Origin of the sequence: Phenylobacterium sp., assembly GCF_016124325.1 — a bacterium.
Taxonomy (GTDB): Bacteria; Pseudomonadota; Alphaproteobacteria; order Caulobacterales; family Caulobacteraceae; genus Phenylobacterium.
On sequence record NZ_WGNY01000024.1, the window covers coordinates 1 to 25,919 of the forward strand.

The window sequence follows — 25,919 nt, forward strand, 5'->3', positions numbered from 1 at the left end:
GATCTTCGCCCGGGCCGCCAGCAGCGCATCGATCTCGATGTCGATGTTCAGCGGGAAGTGCGGCACGTCGCGGAAGCTGTCGGTCATCCGCCGCGCCACGGTCTTCCTCATGCCGTCCAGCGGGATCAGGTCGTAGCTGCCCGGGGCTATGCCCATCTGCTCCAGGCTCTGGGCCTGGCGCGGGGCCGCGGCCGGAGCGGCGCCGGCCGACGCCGGCGCGGGCTTGGCCTGGCCGGGCTTGGCGGCCTCGATGTCGACCTTGACGATGCGCCCGTGCGGGCCAGAGCCCGCGATCGCCGAAAGGTCGATCCCCTTCTGCTCGGCCAGCCGCCTGGCCAGCGGCGAGGCGAAGATGCGGGCGCCTTGGGCTCCTCCCCCGCTCGCGGGGGAGGAGGACCGCGAAGCGGTGGTGGGGGCGGCCGCCGGAGCCGCGCCCCCTCCGTCGCCCCGGACCGGGTCCGGGACGCCACCTCCCCCGCTCGCGGGGGAGGAGCTGGGCGCTTCGGCCGGCTTCGGCGGCGGCGGAGCAGCGGCGCCGTCCTCGCCGGACAGCCGGGCGATGGGCGCGTTGACCTTCACGCCTTCGGTCCCTTCCGGCACCAGGATCTCCTCGACCACGCCCTCGTCGACGGCCTCGACCTCCATGGTGGCCTTGTCGGTCTCGATCTCGGCGATCACGTCACCGGAGACGACCTTGTCGCCCTTCTTCACGTGCCACTTCGCCAGCGTGCCCTCCTCCATGGTGGGCGAGAGCGCCGGCATGAGGATGTCGGTCATGCGCTTTCCTTGGAGAGGTGGGCCAGGGTGTGCCCGTGGGCTTCCCAGTTCTGGCCGTCGAAAGCCTCGATTTCGAAAGTCAGGCCGTCGGCCTCGTCGAGGCAGCGGGCGTTGACGCTCCAGCCGTCGGGGTTGGAGCGCGGCCGGTAGAAGCTCTTCACGCCGCAGACGCTGCAGAACAGGTGCTTCGCGACGCCGGTGTTGAACGTGTACTCGGTGAGCCGGCCTTCGCCCTGGACGATGCGGAAGCGGCTCTCGGGCACGATCACGTGGATGAAGCCCACCTTCTGGCACATCGAGCAGTTGCAGCTCTGGGCCTCCACCGTCGCCGGCAGGGCCGCCTCGAAGCGCACGGCCCCGCAGTGACAGCCGCCGCCGCGCCAGGTGTGGGCCTCAGTCACTTGTAGCTCACGGCCTTGGCCGCCTTCACGATGCGGTCCACCGAGGGCAGCGACAGCGCCTCCAGGTTGGCGGCGTAGGGAAGCGGCACGTCCTCCTGGTGGACGCGCATGGGCGGCGCGTCGAGCCAGTCGAAGGCGAGTTCCGTCACCTTGGCGCAGACTTCGCCGCCCACGCCCATGGGGCCCCAGCCTTCCTCGACGGTGACGAGGCGGTTGGTCTTCTTCACGCTCTCGACGACGGTGTCGATGTCCATCGGCCGGATGGTGCGCAGGTCGACCACCTCGGCCTCGATGCCGTCCTTGGCCAGTTCCTCGGCGGCCTGCAGGCACAGGCCCACCATGCGGGAATAGGCCACCAGGGTGACGCCCGAGCCCTCGCGGCGGACCTTGGCCTTGCCGATCGGCACGACCCAGTCGATGTCCTCCGGCACGTCGAACTCCTGGCCGTAGAGCATCTCGTGCTCCAGGAAGACCACGGGGTTCGGGTCGCGGATGGCGGCCTTCAGCAGGCCCTTGGCGTCGGCGGCGTCGTAGGGCGCGATCACCTTCAGGCCCGGCACGTGACCGTACCAGGAGGCGTAGTCCTGGCTGTGCTGGGCCGCCACCCGGGCGGCCGCGCCGTTGGGCCCTCGGAAAACCATGGACGCCTTGATCTGCCCGCCCGACATATAGAGCGTCTTCGCGGCGGAATTGATAATATGATCAATGGCCTGCATCGCGAAGTTGAACGTCATGAACTCGACGATGGGCTTCAGACCCGCCATCGCCGCGCCCGTGCCCAGGCCCGCGAAGCCGTATTCGGTGATCGGGGTGTCGATCACCCGCTTGGGGCCGAACTCGTCCAGCAGGCCGCGGCTGACCTTGTAGGCGCCTTGGTACTGGGCCACCTCCTCGCCCATCAGGAAGACGGCGTCGTCGCGCCGCATCTCCTCGGCCATGGCGTCGCGCAGGGCGTCGCGGACGGTCTGCTTCACCAGCTTCACGCCCTCGGGCAGTTCCGGGTCCTTCAGGGCGGGCGCCGGGGCGGGTTTGGCCGGCTCGGGTGCGCGCACGGGGTCGCCCTTGGCCTCCGCGCGGGATGCGGGCTCGGGCGCCGGCTCGGCCTTCGGGGCCGGCGGCGCAGGCGCAGCCGCCCCGCCCTCCCCGTCCAGGCGCGCGATCGGCGTGTTGACCTTCACCTCCTCGGAGCCTTCCGGCACGAGGATCTCGGCGATCACGCCCTCGTCGACGGCTTCGACCTCCATGGTGGCCTTGTCGGTCTCGATCTCGGCGATCACGTCGCCCGAGCTGACCTTGTCGCCCACCTTCACGTGCCATTTGGCCAGCGTGCCCTCTTCCATGGTGGGCGAGAGCGCCGGCATCAGGATGTCGGTCACGCCTGCGCCTCCGTGTAGACGTCGGTGTAGAGCTCGGAGGGCTCGGGCTCGGGGCTGGTGCGGGCGAACTCGGCGGCGTCGGCGACGATGCGCTTGACCTCGGCGTCGATGGCCTTCAGCGCGGCCTCGTCGGCCCAGCCGTTCTTCTCCAGCATCTGCTCGACATGCTCGATGGGGTCGCGGGTCTTGCGGACCTCGTCGACCTCCTCACGCGTCCGGTACTTGGCCGGGTCGCTCATGGAGTGCCCGCGATAGCGGTAGGTCTTCATCTCGAGGATGTAGGGCCCCTTGCCCGAACGGGCGTGTTCGGCGGCTTCCTCGGCGGCGGCCTTCACGGCCAGCACGTCCATGCCGTCGACCTCGGCGCCGGGAATCCCGAAGGACGCGCCGCGCCGGTAGAGATGGGTCTCGGCCGAGGACCGCGTGATCGCGGTGCCCATGGCGTATTGGTTGTTCTCGATGACGTAGACCACCGGCAGCTTCCACAGCTCGGCCATGTTGAAGGCCTCGTAGACCTGCCCCTGGTTGGCCGCGCCGTCGCCGAAGAAGGCGAAGGCCACCTTGCCGTCCTCGCGGTACCAGTTGGCCAGGGCCAGCCCGGTGCCCAGCGGCACCTGGGCCCCCACGATGCCGTGGCCGCCGTAGAAGGCCGATTCGGTGGAGAACATGTGCATCGAGCCGCCCTTGCCCCTCGACGACCCGCCGATCCGGCCCGTGAGCTCGGCCATGACCTCCTTGGGATCCATGCCGCAGACCAGCATATGGCCGTGGTCGCGGTAGCCCGTGATGATCTGGTCGCCGGGCCGCTTGGCGGCCTCGACGCCCACGGCGATGGCCTCCTGGCCGATGTAGAGGTGGCAGAAGCCGCCGATCAGGCCCATGCCGTAGAGCTGGCCGGCGCGCTCCTCGAAGCGCCGCACCAGGAGCATGGCCCGGTAATACTTCAGCAGCTCGTCCTTGCCGCCCGCGGCCTTGCCCGAGGGCGCCCCCGCGCCATTGGCCTTTCGCCGACCGGTCGTGCCGGTCTGCCCGCGCGCCATGCGTCACTCCGTGATCTGGTGAACCCTTTTAGAACCGCCGAAGCGGCCTAAGGCTGCATCCGGATCACATAATCCCTTGGGTCGGCGAAGCCTAGAAGGGACCGGGCCCTTTCCTCCAGGAGATCGGCGGAAAGGCTGGTGTCGCGCAACAGACGGGCGCGAACCTCGAGGTCCTGCCTCTGGGCGGTAAGCCGGGTCAGTTCCGCCCGCTTGGCCATCAGAGTCGCGTCTCGTTCGCCCGACGACAGCAGTCCGCCGTCGCCGGTGAACGCGTGGAAGCCGAAATAGAAGATCAGCAGGGCCAGCGCGGCGGTCGACAGATAGGGGCGCAGGCGAGCGAACACGGCGAATCCCGGATGGGTGAGCTTCCGTTGTCGCCGCCCGATGATTAACGCGCCGCTAACCCTGTCGGGAGGCTCAGAGGTTCCGCAGGGCGCCCTTGCCGGCGTAGACGGCCTGATCGCCCAGCTCCTCCTCGATGCGCAGGAGCTGGTTGTACTTGGCCATCCGGTCGGAGCGGGACAGCGAGCCCGTCTTGATCTGCCCGCAGTTGGTGGCCACGGCCAGGTCGGCGATCGTGGAATCCTCGGTCTCGCCCGAACGGTGGCTCATCACGGCGGTGTAGCTGTTGCGATGGGCCAGATCGACGGCGTCGAGGGTCTCGCTGAGCGTGCCGATCTGGTTGACCTTCACCAGGATCGAATTGGCCAGGCCCTTGCCGACGCCCAGCTCGCCCAGGCGGGCGGGATTGGTCACGAAGAGATCGTCGCCCACCAGCTGGATCTTGCCGCCCAGCTTGTCGGTGAGCAGCTTCCAGCCCTCGATGTCGTCCTCGGCCATGCCGTCCTCGATGGTGACGATCGGGAACTTGTCGACGAGGCCGGCCAGGTAGTCGGCCATCCCGGCGGGATCGAGTGTCTTGCCCTCCCCGGCCAGCACGTACTTGCCGTCCTTGAAGAACTCGGTGGAGGCCGCGTCGAGGCCCAGGTGGAAGTGGTCGCCCGCCTTGTAGCCGGCCGCCGCGCCCGCCTTGACGATGAAGGCCAGAGCCTCTTCGGCCGAGTCGATATTGGGGGCGAAGCCGCCCTCGTCGCCGACGTTGGTGTTGTGGCCGGCGTCGGACAGCGCCTTCTTCAGCGCGTGGAAGATCTCCGCGCCCATGCGCAGGCCTTCGGCGAAGGTGTCGGCGCCGGTCGGCAGGATCATGAACTCCTGGATGTCGATCGGATTGTCGGCGTGGGCCCCGCCGTTGATGATGTTCATCATCGGCGTCGGCAGCACGCGCGCCGAGACGCCGCCCACGTACTTGTAGAGCGGTAGCGCCGCCGAGCCGGCCGCCGCCTTCGCCGTGGCCAGGCTGACACCCAGGATCGCGTTGGCGCCCAGGCGGCTCTTGTTCGGCGTGCCGTCCAGTTCGATCAGCAGCCGGTCGACGCGGCGCTGGTCCTCGGCGTCGGAGCCCGAGAGCGCGTCGTAGATCTCGCCGTTCACCGCCTCGACGGCGGCCAACACGCCCTTGCCGCCGTAGCGGCCCTTGTCGCCGTCGCGCTTCTCGACCGCCTCGTGGGCGCCGGTGGAGGCGCCGGAGGGCACCGCGGCGCGGCCCATGGAGCCGTCTTCGAGGATCACGTCGACTTCGACGGTCGGGTTGCCCCGGCTGTCGAGGATTTCACGGGCGTTGATGTCGACGATCTCGGTCATTCGGGGCCTCTGGACGCGGAGCGGGGCCGGAGCCTTAGCAACGCCGCCTTGACGGACGCAAGGGCGACGGCTCATGCCGCCTCTCCGAAAAGGAGTCGCCCATGCTGCTGGTCGAGAAGCCCTTCGCGGGCGTCGCCGTCGTCACCCTCAACCGCCCGGAGGCGATGAACGCACTCTCCAAGGCCCTGCGCGCGGCGCTGCGGCAGGCGATGCTGGAGCTGGACGCCGACCCGGAGGTGCGGGTGATCGTGCTGACCGGCGCGGGCGACCGGGCCTTCACCGCCGGCCTCGACCTCAAGGAGCTGTCGACCGACCCGCTGGGCATGGGGGCCGCCAACGCCACCGACCCGTCCGAGAACCCGGCCCGCGCCGTGCTGGCCTCGCGCAAGCCGGTGATCGGGGCGATCAACGGCGTCGCCATCACCGGGGGCTTCGAGGTGGCGCTGGCCTGCGACGTGCTGATCTGCTCCACCAACGCCCGGTTCGCCGACACCCATGCGCGGGTCGGGATCACCCCCGGCTGGGGCCTGTCGCAGAAGCTGTCGCGCGCGCTCGGGCCGTATCGGGCCAAGGAGCTGTCACTGACCGGCAACTTCCTGGACGCGGCCAAAGCTTACGACTGGGGCCTCATCAACCGGGTGGTGGAGCCGGGCGAGCTGATGGCCGAGGCGCTGAAGCTGGCCCGCGAGATGGCCGATATCGATGGCGACATGCTGGTGACCTACAAGGCCATGATCGACGACGGCTACGCGCTCGCCATGGGCGACGGCCTCGAACTGGAGCACGAGCGCTCGGTCGCCCACAACGCCGAGGTCACGCCCGAGATGGTCGCCGCGCGCCGATCGGCGGTGCAGGCCCGCGGACGCAGCCAGTAGATCAGGCGGCGAACCGGCCCCAGGGCCCCACGATCGCCACCGTCATGCCGGGCTCGTAGACGTTGACGAAGAGCGTGGACCCGTCCGGAGAGAAGCAGGCGCCGGCCAGTTCGGTGTTGGCGCCCACGTCGCTGCGGCCCGGCTGGGCCTGCCGGCCCATGGTGTAGACCTTGCCCTCGGGCGTCACGCCCTTGAGGTAGTTGACGCCGCCGGGCTCGGCCTTGTCCTCGCAGACCATCAGGTGGCCCCAGGGCGCGACCGAGAGGTTGTCGCACATGTTCATGAGCCGCCGGTCGGCCGACTCGACGAAGAGCTGCAGGCGGCCGGGCTCGTCCGTCTCGCGCGCGTCGCCCTCGAAGCGGCTGGGGCGATAGCGCATGATCTGGCCGAAGCGGGCCGGGCCGCCGCTGGTGCAGGTGAAGTAGAGCTCCCCGCGCCCGAAGAAGACCCCCTCGCCCCGCGCGAACCGCGCGGCGCCGGCGGCCTGGCCGCGGGCCCTGAGGTCGCCGTGCGGATTGTCGACGCCCTCGAGATCGATCCAGACGGCCTCGCGCCACTGGACCGGGGCCCAGGCCACGGCGTCCCAATTGCGGGCGTCGCCGCCGCCGTCCTTGAACCCCAGCGCCTGGAGGCGGCCGCCCTGCCCCAGCCTGCGCCGGTCGTTCGGCAGGAAGCGATAGAAAAGCCCATCGCCCTCGTCTTCGGTCAGATAGACGACGCCCGTCGTCGGATCGATGCAGGCGGCCTCGTGCCTGAAGCGACCCAGGCCCTTGAGCGGAACGGGCTCCACCACGCCGCGATGGCTCGCCGGCACCTCGAAGACCCAGCCATGGTCCTTCTGGCCCCCGGCGCCGCTGATGATCTCCTCGCAGCTCAGCCACGAACCCCAGGGCGTGATCCCGCCGCAGCAATTGGTGGAGGTGCCCGTCAGGCTGAGGTGGACCGTCTCCAACCGCCGGGCCCTGAGGTCATAGACCATGGTCGTGGTCCCGCCGGGCAGCGCGCGGCCGTCGCCGTAGCGGTCGTAGGCCAGGCCCGCGTCCAGCTTGCCGGCCAGGCCGTGGCCGACGCCGAAGGGGCCGAAGTCGGCGTCGTAGGCCTTGAGTTCGTGGTTGCGCACCAGGGCCACCCGGCTTCCGCCGAGCCCGAAGCAGCCCATGCCGTCGGCCTTGCGGGGCGTGACCAGGCCATCGCTCATGGGATCGCCGGCGCGCGAGACGACCGTGTAGGAGAAGCCCTCCGGCAGGTCGAAGAGGCCGAACGGATCGGTCTTCAGGGGGCCGTAGCCGGCGACCTCGCTGTGGTAGAGGTCGGCCTCGACCTGGGCGTGGGTGTCGGAGGCCGCGTCGGCAAGGCGCGCAAAGCCGGAAAACGCCGCGCCGGCAGCGGCGGCGGTGATCACGTGGCGGCGGGACAGGGACATGGGCCCTTAATCCTCATTCGCCATGACCGGATGATGACAGGCGCCGCCTCCCGACGGCGGGCGGTCAGGCGGCGAAGGCCTCGGCGACCCGCGCGGTGTCGCAGAACTCGCGGAAACCGACGATCACGCCGTCGCGGACGGTCCAGATATGGACCCAGTCGTAATGGATCGTGCGGCGGCTCACCTTGAAGGTCACCGTGGCCGCGCCTTCGACCACGACGGTCGAGCCGGCTTCATGGAAGCGTTGCGGGGCGAAGCCCTCGAAGGTCTCGGCGGCGTCGAGCGCGTGCAGGAACTCCAGCGCGCCCTCGCGGCCGCGGCGGACGCCGAAGGTGGGGTGCGCGCCCGGCTGGCCGGCGACTTCCCACACCACGTTCTGGCCAAGGCGTTCCAACAGCCCGGGCGTGTCGCCGCAGGCAAACGCCGAATAGGCGCCTTGCACGACGGAAAGCGGGTCCAGAGCCACGCTGCCTCCCATACGCAAAACGCCGGCCGCACGTGGCCGGCGTCTCGAATTACGTACCGAACGCGCGCTTGGATGCGTTCAGTCTTCCTTGGGGGTCAGAACCTGGCGGCCCTTGTACATGCCCGTCTTGAGATCGACGTGGTGCGGGCGCTTCAGCTCGCCCGTTTCCTTGTCCTCGTGGAACGCGTTGGCGCTCAGGGCGTGATGCGACCGGCGCATGTTGCGGCGCGACGGCGAGGTTTTTCGTTTCGGAACGGCCATGGAAGTATCTCGAAATGACTGCGGCCGCCTCGGACCCTGCGATCCCTGGGCGGCCGACGTGAGCGCGGGCTTATGCATGAAACCCCGCGCGCGATCAAGCTATCTGGGCTAGCTTACAGCGTCAGCGGATAATGGCGGGAACAAAATGCCGCACGAACTGATCTTCGCCCCTATGGGCGTTCTGGCGCTCCTTACCTTCGTCGTCCTGGGCTTCATTCCGATCCGACGCTTCCGCGCGGTCGGATCGGGCCAGATCGAGGCCGGCGACTTCAAGCTGGGCGAATCGGCTCGCGTGCCGCCCGAGGTGGCGATTCCCAACCGCAACTACATGAACCTCCTCGAGCTGCCGATGCTCTTCTACGTGGTTGGGCTCATGTACTACGTGGCCGACAAGGTGGACGCGGTCGTGCTGACCCTGGCCTGGACCTACGTCGCCCTACGGATCGTCCATTCGGTGATCCACATCGGCTACAACAACGTCCGCCATCGGCTGATCCCGTTCGCGATCTCGAACTTCTTGCTGATCGCCATCTGGGTGAAATTCTTCATCCCGTAGCGCGGACGAGCCGCTTCGGCGCGACATTGGCCCAGGCCATGCGCATCAGTCCGGGAAGGCGCTCGGGCGCCAGCTTCTCGAACCACACGAAGGTGGAGCCGTGCTCGCCCCATTTGCCGGGAACGGGCTCGATCACCTCTCCATCGGAAAGGTTGAGCTGATCCTCGCGATCCAGCTTCAGCATGATCCGCGGGCGATCGAGGTGGATGGTGCAGAAGATCTTCCCGTTCACCCGGAACGACGGGATGTCGAAGTGCGCCGCCTCGTAGGCCTCGGGCAGAGCCAGCGCGACCCTGCGGATGTCGTCGTGGGTGAGCATGGCCCTACCCTACACCAGACGGCTGCGCTCCTTGGCCGCGCCGATGAAGCTGGCGAACAGCGGGTGCGGGTCGAAGGGCCGGCTCTTGAGCTCCGGGTGGAACTGGACGCCGACGAACCATGGGTGATCCTGGCGTTCGCAAAGTTCCGGCAGCACGCCGTCGGGCGACAGGCCAGTGAACTTCAGCCCCGTCCGCTCGATGGCGTCGCGATAGCCGATGTTGACCTCGTAGCGATGGCGGTGGCGCTCGGAGATATTGGCCCCGCCATAGATGTCGGCCACGCGGCTGCCCGGCGCCAGCACCGCTTCGTAGGCGCCGCAGCGCATGGTGCCGCCCAGCTCGCCGCCCTCGGCGCGGAATTCCTTCTCGTTGCCGCGCACCCACTCGGTCATCAGGCCCACGATCGGCTCGGACGTCGGCCCGAACTCCGTCGACGAGGCTTTTGATATTCCGGCGAGATTCCGCGCCGCCTCGATCATCGCCATCTGCATGCCGAAGCAGATTCCGAAATAGGGGATGTCGTGCTCGCGGGCGAACTGCACCGCCCGGATCATGCCCTCCGAGCCGCGCTCGCCGAAGGCGCCGGGCACCAGGACGCCGTGGACGTTGGTCAGTCGCTCGCCGATCAGCGCTTCTTCCTTCTCGAAGGCGGCGCCCTCGATCCAGTCGAGCCTGACACGGACGTCGTTGGCGACGCCGCCATGGACCAGCGCCTCGACCAGCGACTTGTAGGCGTCGGTGAGCGCCGTGTACTTGCCGACGATGGCGATGTTGACCTCGCCGTCCGGGTGGCTGAGGCGGTGGGAGATCCCCTCCCACTTGGCCAGGTCGGGCTTGGGCGCGTCGTTGAGGCCGAAGACGTCCAGCACCTCGGTGTCGAGACCCTCGGCGTGGTAGTCCAGCGGCACGGCGTAGATGTTGGCGGAATCCATCGCCTGGATGACGGCGCTGGGCCGCACGTTGCAGAACAAGGCCAGCTTCTTCCGCTCGCCCTCGGGTATCGGCATCTCGCAGCGGCAGAGCAGGATGTCAGGCTGGATGCCGATGGAGCGCAGCTCCTTGACCGAGTGCTGGGTCGGCTTGGTCTTCATCTCGCCAGCCGTCTTGATGAACGGCAGCAGGGTCAGGTGGATGAAGCAGGCATGGCCCCGGGGCAACTCCTGGCCGAGTTGGCGGATCGCCTCGAAGAACGGCAGGCCTTCGATGTCGCCCACGGTGCCGCCCACCTCGACGAGCACGAAGTCGACCCCCTCGCCCGGATCGGCCAGGACGAAGTCCTTGATCTCGCCGGTGACGTGCGGGATCACCTGGACGGTGGCGCCCAGATAGTCGCCCCGGCGCTCCTTCTCGATGATCTTCTTGTAGATCTGGCCGGTGGTGATGTTGTCGTTCTTGGTGGCGTTGACCCCCGTGAACCGCTCGTAGTGGCCGAGATCCAGGTCGGTTTCCGCGCCGTCGTCGGTCACGAAGACCTCGCCGTGCTGGTAGGGGCTCATCGTCCCCGGATCGACGTTCAGATAGGGGTCGAGCTTACGGAGGCGGACCTTGTAGCCTCGCGCCTGCAAAAGCGCGCCGAGAGCGGCGGACGCGAGACCTTTGCCAAGGGATGAGACCACGCCGCCGGTGATGAAAATGTACCGGGCCATGGGCGTTCAGATTAGCCGCGATTCGATGACGGCGCGCCGTGTGATTCGCGGAAAATTGGGGATTACTTCCGGGCGGGCGCCGCGGGAGCCGGTGCGGGCGTCTCGCCGGCGTCGAAACCGAAGGGATTGTTGACGGTCGGCGTCGGGGCCTCCAGCGGGGCCGGCGCGTTCTGGGCGGGCGCCTGCTGGGCCGGAGCCGGCTGCATTTCCTTGTTGAGTTCCGCCGGATTGATCGCGTCCACCTTCAGCCGGTCGACGACCGAGGCCGAACCGCTCTCGCGTCCCGCCACGATGGTCAGCAGCAGGCCGAGCGCGAAGAAGACCGCGCCGAGGATCCAGGTGGTCCGGGTGAGCAGGTCACCGGCGCCGCGCGCCGTCATGAAGCCCGACGGACCGCCGCCCATGCCGAGCGCGCCGCCTTCGGATCGTTGGAGAAGCACGACCACGATTAGGAAGAAGGCGACGATGACCTCGATCACCAGCAGCAGATTGAGCAGCATCCAGGCGTCTTTCCGGCATCTTCGGGGGGCCAGTGGGTTCAGGCGGACACACCCGGAGGAAATAAAGCGGGCGCTCTATCACCGCGACCGCGCCAAGGCCATAGCTAGTGCGCCGCACCCCGTCGTCAAAGGGGTGCGCGGGGGCGACTATGAACATCGACTTTCGGCGCCCGCCGATCCTGGAGACCGAGCGGCTCCGGCTGCAGCCGCTCGTGGCGTCGGACGCCGGACACATGTTTCCGTTGATGGGCGACCCCGAGGTCATGGCCTACTGGGACGTCTCGGAGATCGACGACCCCGACCTGGTGAACGAGATCATCGCCGCCCAGGTGCAGGCCATGGCCGCGGGCCGCGCGCTGCACTGGGCCATGCGCCGGCTGGCCGACGACACCTTCGTAGGCGCGTGCGACCTCTCGGAGATCGACCGTTGGCACCGGCGCGCGGAGGTTGGGTTCATGCTGGGGCGCGAGGCGTGGGGCCAGGGCTACGCGCTGGAGGCCATGCGCACCATCGTCGCCTTCGCCGCCAGCGTCGGCCTGCGCCGCCTGACCGCCCGCACCCACCTGGGTAACCGCCGGTCGGAGACCCTGCTGGCGAAACTGGGGTTCGAGGAGGAAGGCCTGCTGCGCGGGCACATCCTGCGCGACGGCAAGCGGCGCGACTGCCACGTCTTCGGTCTTCTGCTCTGAGGCGTGACCACCTATCTGGCTTGCATGAGCCATCCGATCGCCGTCCAGGGCTTCGACCACATCGTGCTGCGCGTCCGCGACAAGGAGCGGATGCTGGCGTTCTACTGCGGCGTCCTCGGCCTGAGCGTGGATCGCGACCGGCCCGACCTCGGCCTCACCCACGTCCGCGCGGGCCCGCAGATGATCGATCTGGTGACGCTGGACGGCCGGCTGGGCCGAATGGGCGGCGCGGGGCCTGGCGCCGAAGGCCGCAACCTCGACCACTTCGCCCTGCAGGTGCGGCCCTTCGACGAGACTGCGATCCGCGCCCACCTCGCCGCGCATGGCGTGGACGTCGTCGAGGAAGGCGACCGCTACGGCGCCGACGGCGACGGCTTCTCGCTCTACGTCGAGGATCCCGAGGGCAACCGGGTCGAGCTCAAGGGGCCCAGCGCCTAAAGGGCGCGGATAATCGCGAGAAAATCCTGGGCCTTCAGCGATGCGCCGCCGACCAGGGCGCCGCCGACCTCCGAGGCGTGAAGGATCTCGGCGGCGTTCGAGGGCTTCACCGATCCGCCGTAGAGGATCGGGATGGTCCGGCCGTGGTCGCCGAACATCTTCTCCAGCGTGTCCCGGATGGCGCGGTGCACCTCTTCGATCTGGTCGATCGTGGGCGTCAGGCCTGAGCCGATGGCCCACACCGGCTCATAGGCCACCGAGAACGGCTTGCCGGCCAGCACCGGCGGCAGCGAGCCGCGCACCTGGCGCGTGACGATGTCGAGTGTGTCGCCCGCCTCGCGCTCGGCCAGGGTCTCGCCGACGCAGACGATGGGCTCCAGCCCCGCGCGGACGGCCGCCTCGACCTTGCGGGCCACGATCTCGTCGGTCTCGCGGTAGGCCGCCCGCCGCTCGGAGTGGCCGAGGATCACCATCTGCGCGCCGGCGTCGGCCAGCATTTCGGCCGAGACGTCACCGGTGAATGCGCCGCGGTCGTCCCAGTGGGCGTCCTGGCCGCCGACCAGCACCGACGTGCCCTTCAGCGCCTCGCTCATTCGGTGGATGAGGACGGCGGGCGGGCAAATCGCCACGCGCGCGTCGACGGGGCGCACGCTTCCCGCCACCTCGATCGCCTCGTCCAGGGACGCGGCGAGCCCATTCATCTTCCAGTTTCCGGCGATCAGCGGCCGCGGCGTCGTCATGGCCCCTCCCCAACTCCGTTCGCAGGTCAGCGCGGTTACGCCAAGCCGCCGCGCATGTCACGCGCTTGCGGGAAAGAACAGCCCTCCACTATACCGGCGCGCACGCTCGCGCCCGGGAAAGGACCCGAATGCTCTCCGCCACCCGCAACTTTGCGAAGTCCTGGGCCGCCAAGGCGCTCCTGGCGCTCCTGATCCTGGCGATGGCCGGCTTCGGCATCACCCGCTACGGATTCCAGGCCGTCGGCGGCAACGAGGTCATCAAGGCCGGCTCGCGCACGGTCGATCCCCTCGCGTTCCGGCGGGAGTACGACAACTACAAGAAGCGCTTCGAGCAGCAGTCGGGCCAGACGATCACCCAGGACATCGCCGAGCAGAACCACCTCGACGCGGTGGTGATGAACGGGCTGGCGACGCGCGAGGCCTTCGCGGCGCTGATGACGAAGATCGGGATCAGGCCGTCCGACAAGCAGATCGTCGGCGAAATCGAGAAGATCCCCGCGTTCTTCGATCCGGTGTCGGGCCGCTTCGACAAGACCACCTACCAGCGCCGCTTGGGCGACAACGGCCTGACGCCGGCCGCGTTCGACGCGATCCTCCGCGACGAGATGGCCGGCCAGCAGTGGCAGGCGGCGATCCAGCACGGCCTTGCGGTTCCGCGGACCTATAGCGCGCTCGCGGCCATCTTCGCCCTCGAGGCCCGCGACCTCACCTATTTCACCATCACGCCCCAGAGCGTGCCGCAGCCGCCGACGCCGACGGACGCCCAGCTCAAGGCGTTCATCAACGAGAACAAGTCGCAGCTGACGGTGCCCGAGTTGCGGGTGCTGACCGTCGTCCAGTTCTCGCAGCAGGCCGCGGCCGCTGCGGTCAGCGCCGCGCCGATCGATCCCGCCGAACTGAAGAAGCGCTACGACTTCCGAAAGGATACGCTCTCGCGGCCTGAGACCCGTACGGTCATCCAGATCCCGGCCAAGACCCAGGCCGAGGCGCAGAAGGCGGTCGAGCGGCTGCGCCAGGGCGACGATCCGGACGCTATCGCCAAGTCGCTGGGCGTGCAGGCGATCACCTTCACCGACAAGCCACTCACCGCGATCTCGGACCACAAGGTCGGCCAGGCGGCGTTCAAGATGCAGGCGGGCGAAGTGAGTTCGGTTCAGGGCGACCTGGGCCTGGCCGCCGTAAAGGTGGCCAGCATCAACCCCGGCCACGAGGTCACGCTGGAAGAAGCGCGTCCGATGCTGGAGGCCGAAATCCGCAAGGACATGATCGCCGAGAAGGTCTACGCCCAGACCCAGGCCTATGACGACGCGCACCAGGCTGGCGCCAACCTCACCGACGCCGCCCAGAAGGCCGGCGTGGAGGCCAAGACCTATCCCGCCGTCAACGAACAGGGCGTCGACGAGAAGGGCCAGCGCTTCGGGGAACTCGACCCGAAAATCCTCCAGACCGCTTTCGCCCTGCCCGCCGGCGGCGAGAGCGAGGTGACCGAGCTGGGCGACGGGGCCTATTACGCCGTGCGCGTCGAGAAGATCGAGCCTGCGCACGTGCCGCCGCTTGACGAGATCCGCCCGCAGCTGACCCGCTTCTGGATGCAGCGCGAGCTGATCCGGCAGATGGACGCCCGCGCCAAGACGCTCATCGGCCGCATCGAGAAGGGCGAGTCTCTGGAAGCCGTGGCCAAGTCGGAACACTACACGGTGGCCCGCGTCGAAGGCCTCACCCGGCAGACGGCCGGCCAGCACCAGGAGCTGGGCCGCGACGTCCTCGGCCGCACCTTCTCGGCCAAGGCCGGCGAGGCGTGGTCGGCTCCCGGCGCTGGAGGCCTGATCGTGGCCCAGGTCGGCAACGTGAAGATGGACGCCGGTCCGACCGCCGCCCAGCTGGCCGAGGCCGGCCGCCGCGATCTCACGATGGCGCTGGCGCGCGACCTCGATGAGACAGCGCGGACCTATGCGCGCTCCAAGATGAAGGTGGTCGTCCACCCCGACCGCGCCCGTTCCGCGCTCGGGTTCGCCCCGCTCGAAGACCAGACGCCTACGCCGGAGAAGAAGGGGTGAAGACCGAGCCGCCGTTCGAGGCCTTCCGTTCGACCTACGACGGCGGCGCCCCCCAGGTCGTTTGGACCCGTCTGGTGGACGACCTGGAAACGCCGGTCTCGGCGTTCCTGAAAATCGGCCACGGCAAGCCGTACGCCTTCCTGTTCGAGTCCGTCGAAGGCGGCGCCTTCCGCGCGCGGTACTCGATCATCACGCTCAACCCCGACCTCGTCTGGCGCTGCCGGGGCGACCAGGCCGAGATCGCCCGGGGCGCCGGTGTCGCCGCCGAGCGGTTCGAGGCGCAGGCGGGCGGCGCGCTCGACTCCTTGCGCGACGTGTTGGCGGCCTCCCGCATCGAGCTGCCGGCCGGGCTGCCGCCGATGGCGGCCGGCGTCTTCGGCGCGCTGGGCTACGACACCATCCGGCTGGTCGAGAACCTGCCCGACGTGAATCCCGACCCGCTGGGCCTGCCCGACGGCGTGCTGGCGCGCCCCTCGATCGTGGCCATCTTCGACGCCATCGCCCAGGAGATCCTGCTGGTGACGCCGGTACGGCCGGAGGGCGCTTCGGCCGCGGACGCCTACGCCGCCGCCCAGGCGCGGCTGGCCGCCGTCGCCGCCGACCTGAAGCGTCCTGCGCCGCCGCTCTCGGGAACCGCTGAGCCCGAACCCGATCGTTTCACCAGCCCGATCAGCCGCGAGGCCTACAAGGTGATGGTGGAGAAGGCGAAGGAGTACATCCGCGCCGGCGACATCTTCCAGGTGGTGCCCAGCCACCGGTTCCGGGCGCCGTTCACGCGCGACCCGTTCGCGCTCTACAGGTCGCTTCGCCGCAGCAATCCCTCGCCCTTCCTGTTCTTCCTGAACTTCGGCGACTTCCAGCTGGCCGGCTCAAGCCCCGAAATCCTGGTGCGTCTCCGCGACGGCAAGATCACCATCCGTCCGATCGCCGGCACCCGGCCGCGCGGCGCCACGCCGGAGGAGGACCGCCGGCTGGAGGAAGAGCTGATCTCCGACCCCAAGGAGCGGGCCGAGCATCTCATGTTGCTGGACCTCGGCCGCAACGACGTGGGCCGGGTCGCGATGCTGAAGCAGGCCGGCGCCAACGAGTCGCCCCAGACCGGCCCGCGCACGCCCCGCGTGCGGGTGACCGACAGCTTCTTCGTCGAGCGCTACAAGCGCGTGATGCACCTGGTCTCCAACGTCGAGGGCGATGCGCCGGATGGCCTGGACCCGGTGGACGTGGTGATGGCCGCCCTGCCCGCCGGCACGCTCTCGGGCGCGCCCAAGGTCCGCGCCATGGAGATCATCGACGAACTCGAGATCGAGAAGCGCGGCATCGCCTACGCCGGGGCCGTCGGCTACTTCGGCTCTGACGGCTCGGTCGACACCTGCATCGTCCTGCGCACCGCCCTCTTCAAGGACCAGACGATGTACGTCCAGGCCGGCGGGGGAGTCGTGGCCGACAGCGACCCTGACGCCGAGTACGAAGAGACGCTGCACAAGGCCCGCGCCCTGCGCGACGCCGCCGAGGAGAGCTGGCGCTTCGTCTAGAGCCCGTCAGGGTGAAGCGGATACCGGTTCACCAGCCCGGACGGGCTCCACATGCTTGAAGATGGAGCCTTCTTGCCCGGATCAGGTGATCCCACTTGATCCGGGAAGGCTCTAGTGGCTGGGCTTGCGATCGCGGATGCGGTCGAAGCCCTGCTTGATGGCCGCGAAGCGGGCGTCGACGTTCGGCTCGAACTGGGTGTCGGTGAAGATGTAGGGCCAGTCGCCCTCGATCCCCTCGCGGACCAGTTCGCCCACGTAGTTCGGATCGATCCCCTGGGCCAGCGCCTCGCGGAACGCCTTGAGCCCTTCGGCGGCCGGGCCTTCAGACGGCGGCTTCGGCTGGTCGCCGGCGAACCGGCTCGGGACGTTGCGGGCCGAATCCATGATGTTGGTGCGGATCAGCCCGGGGCACAGCACCGACACGCCGATCCCGCGCGGCGCCAGTTCCAGCCGCAGCGCTTCGGAGAGCGCGACCACGCCGTATTTGGTCACGCTGTAGGGGCTGCTCGACCCCGAGATCAGGCCCGCGATCGACGCGGTGGAGACGATGTGGCCGCCCTCGCCGTGCTTTTCGATCAGGGGCCCGAAGATCTCCACGCCCCAGATGACCGCCCTCAGGTTCACCGAGAGCAGCCAGTCCCAGCCGGCGTCGGTCCAGTTGCCGTAGACGCCGCCGCCGCCGACGCCGGCGTTGTTGACCAGGATGTGGACCTCGCCGAACCGCGCCGTCGTCGCCTCGGCCGCGGCCTGCAGCTCGGCCTTCAGCGAAACGTCGGCCAGCACGCTGTCGACGTCGGCGTTGGTGCGCTGGAGCCCCTCCACCGCGGCGGCCAGGGGCCCGCGCTCGATGTCGCAGAGCATCACCTTCACCCCGGCCTGGGCCAGCGCCCGGGCGATGCCGAGGCCGATGCCCGAAGCCGCCCCGGTCACGAACGCCGTCTTGCCCGCCAGATCCCGCATGTCGCCATCTCCCCCTTGTGAGGGGACGGAGCCTCTGCGGAAAATCGCCGTCTGCCAATTCTTGAACGCGGCGATTTCGCGCCCAGATCAGGGTCAGGGGGTCAGCTTGGCGCGCTCTGGGCCGTGTGCTCGGTCGTCACGGGCGGCGCCAGGACCGAGATCGCCGCGAACGCCACCGAGGTGAGGGCCAGCAGCATGGCCGCGGCGAGCGCCGGCCACATCGGGTCGCGGCGCGGCTCCGGTTCGAGCAGGGCGCGGGCGCGGAACATCTCCCTGGCGTCGAGCGCCGACCCGTCGGCCCATCGCCCAGCATCCCGCTTGGCGCGGGCGGCGGCAGCGCCTAGAGAGGGGCCATGATCCTCGTCGTCGATAACTACGACAGCTTCACCTACAACCTCGTCCATTATCTGAACGAGTTGGGGGCTGAGACGATCGTCCATCGCAATGATGCGATCACGGTCGAACAGGCGCTGGCCCTGCGCCCCGAGGCGGTGCTGCTGAGCCCCGGGCCGTGTACGCCAAACGAAGCCGGAATCTGTCTCGGGCTCATCGGCGAAGCGCCGGAATCCCTGCCAATTCTGGGCGTCTGCCTCGGGCACCAGGCGATCGGCCAGGCCTTCGGCGGCTCCGTCATCCGAGCCCGCGCCCTCATGCATGGGAAAACCAGCCTTATCCATCACACGAATACGGGTGTGTTCGCGGGGTTGAAGAACCCTTTCACGGCCACCCGCTACCATAGCCTTTCGGTTGAAAACGACGATCTGCCGCAGGTCCTGGACGTGACCGCCCGCACCGAGGATGGCGAGATCATGGGCGTACAGCACAAGACGCGCCCGATCCATGGCGTCCAGTTCCATCCGGAGTCGATCGCCACCGAGTGCGGCCACGAACTCCTGGCGAATTTCCTCGACCTCGCGGGCGTGCGCCGCACGGCGCAAGTCTAGTCGCCCGCGCAGATGTCCGACGCCTTCAAGCCGTTGCTGATGCGCCTTGCCGACGGCGGAACGCTTTCGGAGGACGACGCGCAGGACTTCTTCGCCGCCTGCCTGCGCGGCGAACCCACACCCGCCCAGGTGGGCGCCGCGCTGACGGCCATGCGCATGCGCGGCGAGACCCTGGGCGAGATCACGGCCTGCGCGCGGGCCATGCGGCGCGCGGCGATCCACCTGGAGCCGCCCTACCCCACCATCGACGTCTGTGGCACCGGCGGCGATGGCCTCCACACGCTCAACATCTCGACCGCCGTGGGCTTCGTGGCGGCCGGCGGCGGGCTGAAGGTGGCCAAGCACGGCAACCGGGCGCTGTCGTCGAAGTCGGGCGGCGCCGACGTGCTTTCCGAGTTGGGCGTCGACATCGACCCGGGCATGGAGCGCCAGCTCAAGGCGCTGGACGAGGCCGGGATCTGCTTCCTGTTCGCGCCGGCCCACCACGGGGCGATGCGGCACGTCTCGCCCATCCGCGCCGAACTGGGCTTCCGCACCATCTTCAACCTGCTGGGCCCGCTGACCAATCCGGCCGGCGCGCAGCGCCAGGTGGTGGGCGTGTTCGCCGAGCGCTGGGTGGCGCCGCTGGCGCAGGTGCTGGGCGCGCTCGGGTCTGAGCGGGCCTGGGTGGTCCACGGCGGCGGCCTCGACGAGATGAGCACCACGGGCGAGACCAGCGTCGCGGAGTATCGCGAGGGCCAGGTGCGCCTGTTCACCGTGACGCCCGAGGCCGTTGGCCTGAAGCGCGCCGCCCTGGCCGACCTCACCGGCGGCTCGCCGGCCGAGAACGCCGAGGCGCTGCGCCGCCTGCTCAAGGGCGAGGCCGGTCCGTACCGCGACATCGTGCTGCTGAACGCCGCCGCGGCGTTCCTGGTGGGCGAGAAGGTCGAGACCCTGCGCGAGGGGGTCGAGCTGGCCGGCCGGATCATCGACGAGGGCCGCGCGCAAGCCGCGCTCGACAAGCTGGTCGAGATCGCCGGCCGATGAGCGACATCCTGCAGAAGATCGCCGCCTACAAGCGCGAGGACGTGGCCGGCCGCAAGGCGGCGCGCCCGCGGGTCGACACCAGTATCGCCTCGCCGGCCCGTGGCTTCCGGGCCGCCCTGGAGCGCGCCCACGCGCCTGGCCGCCTCGCCCTGATCGCCGAGATCAAGAAGGCCTCGCCCTCGAAGGGCCTGATCCGCGCCGACTTCGATCCGCCGGCGCTGGCCCGCGCCTATGAGGCGGGCGGCGCGGCCTGCCTCTCCGTCCTCACCGACACGCCGAGCTTCCAGGGCGCCGACGCCTATCTGGCCCAGGCTCGCGAGGCGGTCGCCCTGCCCTGCCTGCGCAAGGAGTTCCTGGTCGACCCCTGGCAGGTGGCCGAGAGCCGCGCCCTGGACGCCGATGCGATCCTGATCATCCTGGCGATGGTGGACGACGTCCTCGCCGCCGATCTGCTGGCCGGCGCTCGTGCGCTGGGCATGGACGCCCTCGTGGAGGTCCACGACGAGGCCGAGATGGCGCGCGCCGCCGACCTCGGCGCCGACCTGGTGGGCGTGAACAACCGCGACCTGCGGACCTTCGTCACCGATCTCGCCGTGACCGAGCGCCTGTCCTCGACCGCCCCGCCCGACGCCCTGCTCGTCACCGAGAGCGGCATCTTCACGCCCGACGACGTCGTTCGACTGGAACGCGCCGGCGCGACCGCCATGCTCGTCGGCGAGAGCCTGATGCGTCAGACCGACGTCACCGCCGCGACACGGGCGCTGCTCGCCTAGTCGCCGTCAGATCAGGCCCGCCGACATCCGCACCGCCTCGCCGGCCGGCTGGCCGGCCTGGTCGCCGGCCCGCACGGCGTCGGGGAACCGCACCTGCAGCTTCGCTTCGAGCTCGGCGATCGGCTTCAGGTGCGCGCGCCAGACCGCATCGACGACGAACTCCAGCGGAACGCCCGAGAGGTCCTGCTCCAGCAGGAAGCCGAAGCTTTGGAGTTGTCCGTCCTTGGCGGCGACCACCACTTTCCAGAACGCCCGCGGGATCTGGATCCGCACATGGCCCTGGTCGTCGACACCGAGGAAGAACGGATCGTCATCGGCCAGCACGGGCCCCGAAAACAGCGACAGCCGCTCGGAGCCCGCCTGCTTCAGGACATAGTTCTCCAGATCGCCCCAGTTCTCCACACCGTTGGCCGAGCGGTTGAAGCCGGCGACCTGCGGCGAACAATTGGTGACATAGTAGGTGTCGCCGTTGGCCACCCGCACGGCGTCGTAGGTCGAGCCCCAGGCCACGTCCTCGCGCCGCACGATATGGCCCTTGTCGAAGGCGCCCTTGTCCTTGGTGAAGAACCGGTCGGGCAACTGGTGGGCCTCGGAGATGCGCTCGTCGAGGAACCACTTCTCCTGGTCGTTCTTGCCCAGGCCCGTCAGGCCTTTGCGGGTGTAGTCCCGCCCCGGCTCGGGCCGCCGCAGATCCTGGCTCGTGTCGATGTTGGAGGCGGCGAACAGCGCCAGCCGGCGGCGCCTGTGCATGACGATCGAGTGGTGGCTGTAGGTCAGGATATGCCCGCCGCCATCCACCGGCGCGGCCAGCGATTCGTCCTTGAGTTCCGGCAAGGGCAGCTCGGCGCCGAGGAACGCCTGAGCGTAGCCCTGGCGGTCCGCAAGGTCGGGATCGTGGAACGGCTCGACCATGGCCTCGACCGCCGGGGTGACGGCCGCCGCCTGGACCGGCGCGCCCAGACGGATCGTGATCTCCAGGGGCGCGGTGAAGGTGACCGAGCCGTCGCCGCCCGTGACCAAGGCGGGCGCCGGCCCGGCGGCGGCGGGCGACCGCTCGGCGTCGAAGCCGGTCCACCACGCCTTCGCCGCGCTGTCCGGCTTCGGCTCGCCGGCGAACTTCACGCCCGCGTCGACGACCCTGGCGTCCCGGGCCAGCTCCATGCCCGGCACGCCGTAGTTGGCCTTCAGGTAGACGCCCGCGAAGTGCAGCGCGGCGATCTCTCCGCTGGCCACGTGGACGACGGCCGAGCCGGACGCCCCGCCCAACGTCGAGGCGTCGTGCGTCACCGCCGAGACATCGTGTCCGAAGCTCTCGATGGTTTCGCGCCCTCTCAGCTTGCCGGGCTGGAGGCGCTTGACGTTGTAGAGGCCGCCGAAGACCCTCCGCTGCACTTCGGGATCGTTGCGGGGATCGAACGCCGGGTAGCCGATGACGGCCACGTCCGGCTGGCCGGCCATGTCCTCGGGCGTCGCGAGCGCGAGACTGAGCGGTGCGATCGACGACGGGAGCCCCGCGACACGCAGCAGCGCCATGTCCCAGAAGGGATGGATCATCAGCACGTCACGCACCTCCAGCAGGTGCGGCGCGGTGCTGGTCACCTCGCGCTTGAGGTCGACGGCCGCCGTCTGGCCCGATCGGAACGCCAGCGGGCCCATGCCAAGGCCCTGGGTGAAGATCTCGGCCACATGCCGATTGGTCATCATCAGCCCGCCGCCCACCACGAAGCCCGTGCCGCCGTAGGGCAGGCTGGGATGCTTCGGCAGTTCGACCCGGCCGACCGCCGGGATCGCGGCCTTGATCCTCGCCTTCGCCTGCCCCCGGTTCAGCTCCAGCCAGTCGGCCTGGGTGACCTCGTAGTCGCCGTTGGCGATGGCGATGGCCGGCCGATGGTCCGGGATGATGATCGCCTCGGCCGCGAACTGCTGGGCGGGCGTCATCTCTTCGGCCGTCCCGATCTTCGCCAGCGCCGCGTTGGCGTCTTCGTCGTCGTACCGCGAGCCCATGGCCTCGGCGCCCCCGAGGCCGGCGCCCGCCGCCAAGGCCTCGGCGGCCGGCGGCGGCAGCACCTGGCTCAGGAACGCCTTCGTCCTGGCGGATGTGGTGGTCATGGTCGTCCTCCGGCGCCGGCGAACGATGTTCGCGGACAGCGCACATACACTCGTGAAAGCTGTGACATCTCAAATCACACGCCGGTGACAGTTTGGGAAAATCGCGACCGAAACCTCACGATTCGCCTGCGCCACGGCCCGACAGCGTCGAAATTCCGCTGGAAATTCAAACAGCGGCCCATCAACTTGACATTAACCCAGAACACCTAGAGAACATCTTCAGACGTTAGCGCTTTGTTCTGCGAGGCCCCGCAATGCTCACCCGCAAGCAGCATGAACTCCTGATGTTCATCCATGAGCGGATCAAGGAAACCGGCGTCTCCCCCTCCTTCGACGAGATGAAGGACGCCCTGGACCTCGCGTCCAAGTCCGGCATCCACCGGCTGATCACGGCCCTGGAGGAACGCGGCTTCCTACGTCGGCTGCCGCACCGGGCCAGGGCGCTTGAGGTGGTCAAGCTGCCGCAGCAGGCGACCGCCGCCGCGCCCCCCAAGGGCCGAGCCCCCTTCAAGCCGCAGCTTGTCGACGCAGGCGTCGCCATGCCGGCGGTCGCCAACGACACGCGCGACCTGCCCATTCTCGGGCGCATTGCGGCCGGCACGCCGATCGAGGCGATCCAGCAGGAGCGTGACCGCATCCCCGTGCCCGAGACGATCCTGGGCGCGGGCGAGCACTTCGTGCTCGAGATTTCGGGCGACTCCATGATCAACGCCGGCATCCTCGACGGGGACTTCGTGGTCATCCGCCGGACGGACAGCGCCGTGTCCGGCGACATCGTCGTGGCTCTGGTGGATGGTGAGGAAGCCACCTTGAAGCGGCTGCGCAAGAAGGGCGCGTCGATCGCGCTGGAAGCCGCCAACCCCGCCTATGAGACCCGCATCTTCGGCCCCGACCGGGTGTCGGTGCAGGGCAAGCTGGTGGGCCTCATCCGCCGCTATCACTAGGACGGTAGGCAAACTCGACCACGAAGACACGCTCGCCGCGACCGTGGCGGGCGACGGCCATCAAAGCCTCGAGATCGTCGAAGCCCGAGCGGCGCGCCAAATCGTCGTCGACATCGGCGAGGTCGATCTCGATGAGGCGCGTCACTTCGATGAACCCCGGGCCCAGCCGATAGCGGCCGCCCACCCTCACCCGCGGCGTCAGCCAGACGCGGACGCTGCAGGTGATCTCTCCGCTCATCACACGCGGACGCAGCGACCTGGCGAACATCATCGCGGGTCGTAGCCCCATGTCCACGGCCGGCGCCCACGCGCGTCCTGAGCCCAGACGACCCGCCAGCCCTGCCCTTCCCGATAGAGCTCGGCCGAACCGCCGGCCGCGAAGTCGGCGCCGGTCAGGACGGTCGGCGCGCCGCAGCTTTCGGGCCGGAAGGCGTTGCGCAGGACCACGAGGTCGGCCCCTGCACACAGCGCGTCGAGCCGGCCGGGGCGCAGGGGCCGCTTGAGGTTCCAGGCCGCCGCCACGCGCACGGGCGCGTCGGGGCCCGGCCGGCAGCTCCACTGATCGCAATCGAAACGCCGGTCGCGTTCGGCCTCGGTCTCAAGCGGCGCCAGCCCACGCCGCCGCGCCCACAGTTCCGCGCCGAAGAGCTTCACGTCCGGGCGCAGCAGCACCGCATCGTGGCCATCGCGCACGGCCACGGCGGCGCCGTCGGCGCTGATCCAGATGTCCGGCGGCGCGGGCCTGGGCGCCCAGAGCACCGCCATGGCCAGAGGTACGCCCGCCCAGCGCAAAGGCCCTCGCCACAGGCACGCGAACAGCAGTCCCAGGAAACTCGCCGGCAGCGCCCAGTCGGGCGCGCTGGGCACGACAAGCTGGGAGGCCGGCGCGGCGGCGGCCCAGGCGGCGACCTGGTTGATCAGGCCGATGGCCCAGCCGGCCACCTCCAGCGGCGCGCGTCCCAGGCCGAACGGCGTCAGCGCCGCGCCGAGCGCGAGGCCGGGCATCATCAGGAACGACGAGATCGGCGCGGCCGCCAGGTTGGCGAACAGGCCCCAGGTCGAGACCCGGTTGAAATGCTGGATCGCGAACGGCCCGGTGGCGAGGCCGGCCACGAAGCTGACCGCCAGGCTGGCGGCCGTCCAACTCGCGGCGCCCTGCACGAGCCGGATCGGCCAGGGCACGTCGATCTCTTTCACCGACCGCGGCCAGATCTCGGCGAGCGCCACCAGGGCGGCGGTCGCCGCGAACGACATCTGAAAGCCCGGCTCGGTCACCGCCTCCGGCTGAAGCAGCATTACCGCCATGGCGGCCAGCGCCAGCGCATGCAGGCTGATCGCCTGCCGGTCGGCAAGGATGGCCAGGAAGGCGACGCTCGCGGTGATGGCGGCGCGCTCGGCCGGCGGCGGCGCGCCCGAAAGCACGAGGTAGCCGCCCACCGCGGCCAGTCCCACGAGGGCGGCGGCCTTCTTGCCGTGGATGCGCAGCGCCAGCCAGGGCCAGGCGGCGATGGCGAGCCGGGCGGCCGCGAAGGCGAAGCCGCCGACGATGGCCATGTGCAGGCCGCTGATCGAGATGATGTGGGCCAGGCCGGCGGCGCGCAGGTTGTCGACCTGCTCGCGGGGAATGAAGGCCTCGTGCCCCGTGGTCATGGCCGCGGCGAGCCCGCCGGTCTCGGGGCCGAGCGCGTCGACGATCCTTTGGGTGAGCGCCCAGCGCACGGCGTTGATCCGCATGGCCAGCGCCAGTCGCCACGGCGGCCGCGCCTGCGGCTCCAGCGGCCGCGGCTCGCCGAGCGCGAGGCCCACGGCGCCGACGCTCTGGAAATAGGCGTCACGCGCGAAGTCGTACGCGCCGGGGCTGGCCGGCGGCGGGGGCGGATTGAGGATGGCGAAGGCGCGGATGGCCTGGCCAGGCGCGGGCAACGGAGTCCCGGGCCGCAGCGTCATGCGCGCGCGGATCGGCGTCTCCCCCGCGGCCCAGCCGCTGACGTGGATCGGCGCCAGCAGCAGCCGCTGGCCGCCCTGCCCTGGCGAGGCGATATCGACGACCCAGGCCTCGACGGCGTGCGGCCGGGCGCTGACCTGCGCCAAGGGGGCCTTCACCGCCTGGGTCCGCAGCTTGGCCACCGCGAAACCGCCCAGAGCGCAGGCGACGAGGGCCGCGGCCATGGCGGGGCCGCGCCACGGGCTGGCGCGCGCCGCCACGAGCAGCCCGGCCACCGCCGGCAGCAGCGCCCAGGCGATCCAGGCCTGCGGCTCGCGCGGAAGGCCGAAGTAGAGCCCGCAGCCCAGGCCGAACGCCACCGGGGTCCAGAGCGTCCAGCGATCCGCCTGGGCGTCGGCCTGGTCGGTCAGCCAGCCCCAA

The 25,919-nt window shown here is 69.7% G+C and carries 28 protein-coding genes; 10 read left to right on the forward strand and 18 right to left on the reverse strand.

Going from position 1 to position 25,919, the window contains the following annotated elements; translation table 11 throughout:
• The 6 genes from GC203_RS14775 to eno all read right to left on the reverse strand — a co-directional run.
• Positions 1–777, reverse strand: a 777-nt coding sequence (locus tag GC203_RS14775) for a biotin/lipoyl-containing protein (RefSeq protein WP_293455881.1), incomplete at its 3' end; no start/stop codon positions are given.
• Positions 774–1,178, reverse strand: coding sequence for a GFA family protein (locus tag GC203_RS14780; protein WP_293455884.1), 405 nt, complete (start codon positions 1,176–1,178; stop codon positions 774–776). The genes GC203_RS14775 and GC203_RS14780, both read right to left, overlap by 4 nt.
• On the reverse strand, positions 1,175–2,554 hold the full coding sequence (locus GC203_RS14785) for a pyruvate dehydrogenase complex E1 component subunit beta (protein ID WP_293455887.1): 1,380 nt from the start codon (positions 2,552–2,554) through the stop codon (positions 1,175–1,177). The genes GC203_RS14780 and GC203_RS14785 overlap by 4 nt, the downstream gene beginning before the upstream one ends.
• Positions 2,551–3,594, reverse strand: coding sequence for a pyruvate dehydrogenase (acetyl-transferring) E1 component subunit alpha (gene pdhA / locus GC203_RS14790; RefSeq protein WP_293455889.1), 1,044 nt, complete (start codon positions 3,592–3,594; stop codon positions 2,551–2,553). Before pdhA ends, GC203_RS14785 begins: the two co-directional genes overlap by 4 nt.
• A 47-nt stretch (positions 3,595–3,641) precedes the next feature.
• Positions 3,642–3,938, reverse strand: coding sequence for a septum formation initiator family protein (locus tag GC203_RS14795; RefSeq protein ID WP_293455891.1), 297 nt, complete (start codon positions 3,936–3,938; stop codon positions 3,642–3,644).
• 73 nt (positions 3,939–4,011) lie between these two features.
• Entirely contained in the window at positions 4,012–5,295 is a 1,284-nt protein-coding gene (eno, locus tag GC203_RS14800; protein ID WP_293455894.1) for a phosphopyruvate hydratase, read from the reverse strand.
• 101 nt (positions 5,296–5,396) lie between these two features.
• Between eno and GC203_RS14805 the strand changes: the two genes are divergently transcribed.
• Positions 5,397–6,170 carry an enoyl-CoA hydratase gene (locus GC203_RS14805; RefSeq protein WP_293455896.1) on the forward strand — a complete coding sequence of 258 codons (774 nt, stop codon included), beginning with the start codon at positions 5,397–5,399 and terminating at the stop codon, positions 6,168–6,170.
• Position 6,171: 1 nt separating this feature from the next.
• On the opposite strand, the gene GC203_RS14810 is transcribed toward GC203_RS14805, so the two are convergent.
• From GC203_RS14810 to rpmF, 3 genes are all read right to left on the reverse strand, one after another.
• The gene (locus GC203_RS14810) at positions 6,172–7,593 is read right to left on the reverse strand and encodes an alkaline phosphatase PhoX (protein WP_293455899.1); all 1,422 of its coding nucleotides are present in this window, start codon (positions 7,591–7,593) and stop codon (positions 6,172–6,174) included.
• Positions 7,594–7,657: 64 nt separating this feature from the next.
• Entirely contained in the window at positions 7,658–8,059 is a 402-nt protein-coding gene (locus GC203_RS14815; RefSeq protein ID WP_293455902.1) for a nuclear transport factor 2 family protein, read from the reverse strand.
• 78 nt (positions 8,060–8,137) lie between these two features.
• Complete coding sequence (gene rpmF / locus GC203_RS14820) at positions 8,138–8,320, reverse strand: 50S ribosomal protein L32 (RefSeq protein ID WP_293455905.1); 183 nt, start codon at positions 8,318–8,320, stop codon at positions 8,138–8,140.
• 145 nt (positions 8,321–8,465) lie between these two features.
• On the opposite strand from rpmF, the gene GC203_RS14825 reads away from it, so the two are divergent.
• Positions 8,466–8,876: an MAPEG family protein gene (locus tag GC203_RS14825; RefSeq protein ID WP_293455908.1), complete on the forward strand. Its 411-nt coding sequence runs from the start codon at positions 8,466–8,468 to the stop codon at positions 8,874–8,876.
• Here the strand turns inward: GC203_RS14825 and GC203_RS14830 are convergent.
• The 3 genes from GC203_RS14830 to secG form a co-directional block, all read right to left on the reverse strand.
• Positions 8,866–9,195 (reverse strand): MmcQ/YjbR family DNA-binding protein, encoded by a 330-nt coding sequence (locus GC203_RS14830; RefSeq protein ID WP_293455911.1) that lies wholly within the window; start codon positions 9,193–9,195, stop codon positions 8,866–8,868. The two genes, GC203_RS14825 and GC203_RS14830, sit on opposite strands and share 11 nt — an antisense overlap.
• 9 nt (positions 9,196–9,204) lie before the next feature.
• On the reverse strand, positions 9,205–10,842 hold the full coding sequence (locus GC203_RS14835; protein WP_293455914.1) for a CTP synthase: 1,638 nt from the start codon (positions 10,840–10,842) through the stop codon (positions 9,205–9,207).
• Positions 10,843–10,904: 62 nt separating this feature from the next.
• Positions 10,905–11,342, reverse strand: coding sequence for a preprotein translocase subunit SecG (gene secG, locus GC203_RS14840; protein WP_293455916.1), 438 nt, complete (start codon positions 11,340–11,342; stop codon positions 10,905–10,907).
• Positions 11,343–11,491: 149 nt separating this feature from the next.
• Between secG and GC203_RS14845 the strand changes: the two genes are divergently transcribed.
• Positions 11,492–12,031: a GNAT family N-acetyltransferase gene (locus GC203_RS14845; RefSeq protein WP_293455919.1), complete on the forward strand. Its 540-nt coding sequence runs from the start codon at positions 11,492–11,494 to the stop codon at positions 12,029–12,031.
• Positions 12,032–12,055: 24 nt separating this feature from the next.
• Entirely contained in the window at positions 12,056–12,469 is a 414-nt protein-coding gene (locus GC203_RS14850; protein WP_293455922.1) for a VOC family protein, read from the forward strand.
• On the opposite strand, the gene tpiA is transcribed toward GC203_RS14850, so the two are convergent.
• Entirely contained in the window at positions 12,466–13,209 is a 744-nt protein-coding gene (tpiA, locus tag GC203_RS14855; RefSeq protein ID WP_293455924.1) for a triose-phosphate isomerase, read from the reverse strand. The genes GC203_RS14850 and tpiA overlap by 4 nt on opposite strands.
• 128 nt (positions 13,210–13,337) lie before the next feature.
• On the opposite strand from tpiA, the gene GC203_RS14860 reads away from it, so the two are divergent.
• On the forward strand, positions 13,338–15,266 hold the full coding sequence (locus GC203_RS14860; protein ID WP_293455927.1) for a peptidylprolyl isomerase: 1,929 nt from the start codon (positions 13,338–13,340) through the stop codon (positions 15,264–15,266).
• Positions 15,263–16,798 carry an anthranilate synthase component I gene (gene trpE / locus GC203_RS14865; RefSeq protein ID WP_293455930.1) on the forward strand — a complete coding sequence of 512 codons (1,536 nt, stop codon included), beginning with the start codon at positions 15,263–15,265 and terminating at the stop codon, positions 16,796–16,798. Before GC203_RS14860 ends, trpE begins: the two co-directional genes overlap by 4 nt.
• 111 nt (positions 16,799–16,909) lie before the next feature.
• Here trpE and GC203_RS14870 read toward each other — a convergent pair whose 3' ends face one another.
• Entirely contained in the window at positions 16,910–17,758 is an 849-nt protein-coding gene (locus tag GC203_RS14870; protein ID WP_293455933.1) for an SDR family NAD(P)-dependent oxidoreductase, read from the reverse strand.
• Between the two features lie 101 nt (positions 17,759–17,859).
• Entirely contained in the window at positions 17,860–18,027 is a 168-nt protein-coding gene (locus GC203_RS14875) for a hypothetical protein (RefSeq protein WP_293455936.1), read from the reverse strand.
• Positions 18,028–18,111: 84 nt separating this feature from the next.
• Between GC203_RS14875 and GC203_RS14880 the strand changes: the two genes are divergently transcribed.
• Genes GC203_RS14880 through trpC form a run of 3 tightly spaced genes read left to right on the forward strand, consistent with a single transcriptional unit; the run spans position 18,112 to position 20,501 of the window.
• Complete coding sequence (locus GC203_RS14880) at positions 18,112–18,702, forward strand: aminodeoxychorismate/anthranilate synthase component II (RefSeq protein ID WP_293455939.1); 591 nt, start codon at positions 18,112–18,114, stop codon at positions 18,700–18,702.
• A 12-nt stretch (positions 18,703–18,714) separates the two neighbouring features.
• Positions 18,715–19,728: an anthranilate phosphoribosyltransferase gene (gene trpD, locus GC203_RS14885; RefSeq protein WP_293455941.1), complete on the forward strand. Its 1,014-nt coding sequence runs from the start codon at positions 18,715–18,717 to the stop codon at positions 19,726–19,728.
• The gene (gene trpC, locus GC203_RS14890) at positions 19,725–20,501 is read left to right on the forward strand and encodes an indole-3-glycerol phosphate synthase TrpC (RefSeq protein WP_293455944.1); all 777 of its coding nucleotides are present in this window, start codon (positions 19,725–19,727) and stop codon (positions 20,499–20,501) included. The genes trpD and trpC overlap by 4 nt, the downstream gene beginning before the upstream one ends.
• 6 nt (positions 20,502–20,507) lie before the next feature.
• Here the strand turns inward: trpC and GC203_RS14895 are convergent, their stop codons facing one another.
• The gene (locus GC203_RS14895; RefSeq protein WP_293455946.1) at positions 20,508–22,610 is read right to left on the reverse strand and encodes a DNA/RNA non-specific endonuclease; all 2,103 of its coding nucleotides are present in this window, start codon (positions 22,608–22,610) and stop codon (positions 20,508–20,510) included.
• A 254-nt stretch (positions 22,611–22,864) separates the two neighbouring features.
• On the opposite strand from GC203_RS14895, the gene lexA reads away from it, so the two are divergent.
• A complete protein-coding gene (lexA, locus tag GC203_RS14900) occupies positions 22,865–23,554 on the forward strand; it encodes a transcriptional repressor LexA (RefSeq protein WP_293455948.1) in 690 nt (229 codons plus the stop codon).
• Here lexA and GC203_RS14905 read toward each other — a convergent pair.
• Together GC203_RS14905 and GC203_RS14910 are read right to left on the reverse strand one after the other, a co-directional pair.
• Complete coding sequence (locus GC203_RS14905; protein ID WP_293455950.1) at positions 23,535–23,822, reverse strand: hypothetical protein; 288 nt, start codon at positions 23,820–23,822, stop codon at positions 23,535–23,537. The genes lexA and GC203_RS14905 overlap by 20 nt on opposite strands.
• Positions 23,822–25,858 (reverse strand): ComEC/Rec2 family competence protein, encoded by a 2,037-nt coding sequence (locus GC203_RS14910; RefSeq protein ID WP_293455953.1) that lies wholly within the window; start codon positions 25,856–25,858, stop codon positions 23,822–23,824. Before GC203_RS14910 ends, GC203_RS14905 begins: the two co-directional genes overlap by 1 nt.
• Positions 25,859–25,919 lie beyond the last annotated feature (61 nt).